Below are 336 nucleotides of genomic sequence, written 5' to 3'. Positions count from 1 at the left end.
TACGGGTCGCGCAGAACTGGGCAGGTGCCGACTGGGGGCACATGGCGATCCCGCGGATTGGCCAGGAGGTGATCGTCGATTACCTGGACGGCGACTGCGACCAGCCGATCGTCACCGGGCGCACCTACCGGGCGACCAACCGACCGCCCTACGCGCTGCCCGACCACAAGATCCTCAGCACCATCAAGAGCAAGGAGTACAAGGGCAGTCGGGCCAACGAGCTGCGCATCGACGACACCACGGCGCAGATCAGTGCGGCGCTGATGAGCGACCACGGTGCCAGCGCGCTGCACCTGGGCTACCTGACCCATCCCCGGCCCGAAGGCGGCAAGCCGC

At 67.9% G+C, this 336-nt stretch carries 1 protein-coding gene; it reads left to right on the top strand.

Translation table 11 applies throughout. The features are described from left to right. Window positions 1-336 (top strand): type VI secretion system Vgr family protein (locus JHD77_RS32110; protein WP_181858610.1); only part of this gene is annotated, 336 nt, incomplete at both ends.

This window comes from Pseudomonas sp. P20 (assembly GCF_016463925.1).
Lineage (GTDB): Bacteria > Pseudomonadota > Gammaproteobacteria > Pseudomonadales > Pseudomonadaceae > Pseudomonas > Pseudomonas aeruginosa.
The sequence above is the reverse complement of the archived record's forward strand: the minus strand, read 5'-3'. Positions and strand labels throughout refer to the sequence as shown.